Source organism: Amycolatopsis sp. SB7-3 (assembly GCF_041021335.1).
Lineage (GTDB): Bacteria > Actinomycetota > Actinomycetes > Mycobacteriales > Pseudonocardiaceae > Amycolatopsis > Amycolatopsis japonica.
Genome location: NZ_JBFPJQ010000013.1, coordinates 1 through 4,667 on the forward strand (window position 1 = coordinate 1; position 4,667 = coordinate 4,667).

Annotated in this window: 2 rRNA genes; both read left to right on the plus strand. The window is 56.7% G+C overall.

The window, feature by feature from the left end:
• Nucleotides 1–1,322: ribosomal RNA gene (locus AB8M46_RS39895) — 16S ribosomal RNA — on the plus strand; the annotation flags it as partial.
• A gap of 318 nt (nt 1,323–1,640) precedes the next feature.
• Nucleotides 1,641–4,667 (plus strand): 23S ribosomal RNA (locus AB8M46_RS39900); the annotation flags it as partial.

The following is a 4,667-nucleotide window of genomic DNA, read 5'->3' on the forward strand; positions in this document are numbered from 1 at the left end:
GGTGGAAAGCTCCGGCGGTACGGGATGAGCCCGCGGCCTATCAGCTTGTTGGTGGGGTAATGGCCTACCAAGGCGACGACGGGTAGCCGGCCTGAGAGGGTGACCGGCCACACTGGGACTGAGACACGGCCCAGACTCCTACGGGAGGCAGCAGTGGGGAATATTGCACAATGGGCGCAAGCCTGATGCAGCGACGCCGCGTGAGGGATGACGGCCTTCGGGTTGTAAACCTCTTTCGCCAGGGACGAAGCGCAAGTGACGGTACCTGGATAAGAAGCACCGGCTAACTACGTGCCAGCAGCCGCGGTAATACGTAGGGTGCGAGCGTTGTCCGGAATTATTGGGCGTAAAGAGCTCGTAGGCGGTTTGTCGCGTCGTTCGTGAAAACTCCACGCTTAACGTGGAGCGTGCGGGCGATACGGGCAGACTTGAGTTCGGTAGGGGAGACTGGAATTCCTGGTGTAGCGGTGAAATGCGCAGATATCAGGAGGAACACCGGTGGCGAAGGCGGGTCTCTGGGCCGATACTGACGCTGAGGAGCGAAAGCGTGGGGAGCGAACAGGATTAGATACCCTGGTAGTCCACGCTGTAAACGTTGGGCGCTAGGTGTGGGCGACATCCACGTTGTCCGTGCCGTAGCTAACGCATTAAGCGCCCCGCCTGGGGAGTACGGCCGCAAGGCTAAAACTCAAAGGAATTGACGGGGGCCCGCACAAGCGGCGGAGCATGTGGATTAATTCGATGCAACGCGAAGAACCTTACCTGGGCTTGACATGCGCCAGACATCCCTAGAGATAGGGCTTCCCTTGTGGTTGGTGTACAGGTGGTGCATGGCTGTCGTCAGCTCGTGTCGTGAGATGTTGGGTTAAGTCCCGCAACGAGCGCAACCCTTATCCTACGTTGCCAGCGCGTTATGGCGGGGACTCGTGGGAGACTGCCGGGGTCAACTCGGAGGAAGGTGGGGATGACGTCAAGTCATCATGCCCCTTATGTCCAGGGCTTCACACATGCTACAATGGCTGGTACAGAGGGCTGCGATACCGCGAGGTGGAGCGAATCCCTTAAAGCCGGTCTCAGTTCGGATCGCAGTCTGCAACTCGACTGCGTGAAGTCGGAGTCGCTAGTAATCGCAGATCAGCAACGCTGCGGTGAATACGTTCCCGGGCCTTGTACACACCGCCCGTCACGTCATGAAAGTCGGTAACACCCGAAGCCCATGGCCCAACCCGCAAGGGGGGGAGTGGTCGAAGGTGGGACTGGCGATTGGGACGAAGTCGTAACAAGGTAGCCGTACCGGAAGGTGCGGCTGGATCACCTCCTTTCTAAGGAGCAACACATCCACACTCCCGGTTATTGACCGGATCAGCAGTGTGGAGTGGCCAGGGTTTCAGCACCGAATGTGTGCCGGCACTGGTTGCTCAAGGAATTGTGGAACTACTGGTTATGGCCTGAGGCCAGGTTGCTGATGACTTCTAGTACTGCACTTCGGTGCGTGGAACGGGGTATGTCGGGTCTGGTTGATGATTGTTCACGAAGCACGCTGTTGGGTCCTGAGGCAACACGCCGAGGGGCTTACGCCCTGGGACGTTTGTTTCTGGTGTGGTGTTTGAGAACTGTAGAGTGGATGCGAGCATCTTTGTGGTCAAGTTGTTAAGGGCACATGGTGGATGTCTTGGCTTCAGGAGCCGATGAAGGACGTGGGAGGCTGCGATATGCCTCGGGGAGCTGTCAACCGAGCTGTGATCCGAGGATTTCCGAATGGGGAAACCCAGCACCAGTTATGTGGTGTTACCCGCATCTGAATATATAGGGTGTGTGGAGGGAACGCGGGGAAGTGAAACATCTCAGTACCCGTAGGAAGAGAAAACAACCGTGATTCCGTGAGTAGTGGCGAGCGAAAGCGGAAGAGGCTAAACCTTGCACATGTCAAGCTGTCAGGCGTTGTGTGTGTGGTGTTGTGGGACCCGCCTTGAGAATTCTGACAGGTTCTCGGGTTGATGTGCTGGTTAGTGGAACGCCTTGGGATGGGCGACCGGAGTGGGTGAGAGTCCCGTACGCGAAAACCAGTTTCTGAGACCTTGGTGGTGTTCCCGAGTAGCAGCGAGCTCGTGGAATTTGCTGTGAATCTGCCGGGACCACCCGGTAAGCCTAAATACTTCCTGAAGACCGATAGCGGACTAGTACCGTGAGGGAAAGATGAAAAGTACCCCGGGAGGGGAGTGAAAGAGTACCTGAAACCGTGTGCCTACAAGCCGTCAGAGCCCGAGCACATCCTTGTGATGTTGAGGTGATGGCGTGCCTTTTGAAGAATGAGCCTGCGAGTTAGTGCTGCGTGGCGAGGTTAACCCGTGTGGGGTAGCCGTAGCGAAAGCGAGTCTGAATAGGGCGATTGAGTCGCGTGGTCTAGACCCGAAGCGGAGTGATCTACCCATGGCCAGGCTGAAGCGTCGGTAAGACGACGTGGAGGGCCGAACCCACTTAGGTTGAAAACTGAGGGGATGAGCTGTGGGTAGGGGTGAAAGGCCAATCAAACTCCGTGATAGCTGGTTCTCCCCGAAATGCATTTAGGTGCAGCGTCACATGTTTCTCCACGGGGGTAGAGCTACTGGATGGTCTAGGGGCCTTACCGGGTTACCGAAATCAACCAAACTCCGAATACCGTGGTGTGAGAGTGTGGCAGTGAGACGGCGGGGGATAAGCTTCGTCGTCGAGAGGGAAACAGCCCAGAACACCAGCTAAGGCCCCTAAGTGTGTGCTCAGTGGGAAAGGATGTGGGATTGCCCAGACAACCAGGAGGTTGGCTTAGAAGCAGCCACCCTTGAAAGAGTGCGTAATAGCTCACTGGTCAAGTGGTCCTGCGCCGACAATGTAGCGGGGCTTAAGCACACCGCCGAAGCTGTGTCATTCACACATACAGATCGACTCTGCTCTTGAAGTAGTGTCCAGTCGTGTGGATGGGTAGGGGAGCGTCCTGCATCCAGGGAAGCGGCGGCGGAAGCCAGTCGTGGAGGGTGTGGGAGTGAGAATGCAGGCATGAGTAGCGAATGCAGAGTGAGAAACTCTGCCGCCGGATGACCAAGGGTTCCTGGGCCAGGCTAATCCGCCCAGGGTAAGTCGGGACCTAAGGCGAGGCCGACAGGCGTAGTCGATGGATAACGGGTTGATATTCCCGTACCCGAGCACGTGCGCCCAGGATGAGGCGGTTGATACTAACCACCCAAAGCCTCGTGTTGAAGCCTTCGGGTGAATACGCGAGTGTGGAGCGTGGGATCTGATTCCGTAGTAGTCGAGTGATGGGGTGACGCAGGAAGGTAGCTCCGCCAGTGAGTGGTAGTACTGGTGTAAGCGTGTAGACCGGAGTGTAGGCAAATCCGCACTCCATATAGGTTGAGACGTGATGCGTAGCCGATTGAGGTGAAGTAGAGTGATCCTATGCTGCCGAGAAAAGCCTCTAGCGAGTGCGTGCACGGCCCGTACCCCAAACCAACACAGGTGGTCAGGTAGAGAATACTAAGGCGATCGGGTGAACTGTGGTTAAGGAACTCGGCAAAATGCCCCCGTAACTTCGGGAGAAGGGGGGCCAAACACTCTGAAGTCCCTTGCGGACTAGGGGTGGGTGGCCGCAGAGACCAGCGGAAAGCGACTGTTTACTAAAAACACAGGTCCATGCGAAGTCGCAAGACGATGTATATGGACTGACGCCTGCCCGGTGCTGGAACGTTAAGAGGACCGGTTAACCCTTCGGGGTGAAGCTGAGAATTTAAGCGCCAGTAAACGGCGGTGGTAACTATAACCATCCTAAGGTAGCGAAATTCCTTGTCGGGTAAGTTCCGACCTGCACGAATGGCGTAACGACTTTCCGGCTGTCTCAACCACAGGCCCGGCGAAATTGCACTACGAGTAAAGATGCTCGTTACGCGCGGCAGGACGGAAAGACCCCGGGACCTTTACTATAGTTTGGTATTGGTTTTCGGTTCGGCTTGTGTAGGATAGGTGGGAGACTGTGAAGCTGGCACGCTAGTGTTGGTGGAGTCGTTGTTGAAATACCACTCTGGTCGGATTGGGAATCTGAACCTCGGACCATGATCTGGTTCAGGGACAGTGCCTGATGGGTAGTTTAACTGGGGCGGTTGCCTCCTAAAGAGTAACGGAGGCGCCCAAAGGTTCCCTCAGCCTGGTTGGCAATCAGGTGTTGAGTGCAAGTGCACAAGGGAGCTTGACTGTGAGACAGACATGTCGAGCAGGGACGAAAGTCGGGACTAGTGATCCGGCACCACCTGGTGGAAGGGGTGTCGCTCAACGGATAAAAGGTACCCCGGGGATAACAGGCTGATCTTGCCCAAGAGTCCATATCGACGGCATGGTTTGGCACCTCGATGTCGGCTCGTCGCATCCTGGGGCCGGAGTAGGTCCCAAGGGTTGGGCTGTTCGCCCATTAAAGCGGCACGCGAGCTGGGTTTAGAACGTCGTGAGACAGTTCGGTCCCTATCCGCCGCGCGCGTAGGATACTTGAGGAAGGCTGTCCCTAGTACGAGAGGACCGGGACGGACGAACCTCTGGTATGCCAGTTGTCACGCCAGTGGCATGGCTGGTTGGCCACGTTCGGAAGGGATAACCGCTGAAGGCATCTAAGCGGGAAGCCTGTTCCAAGATGAGGTATCCCACCC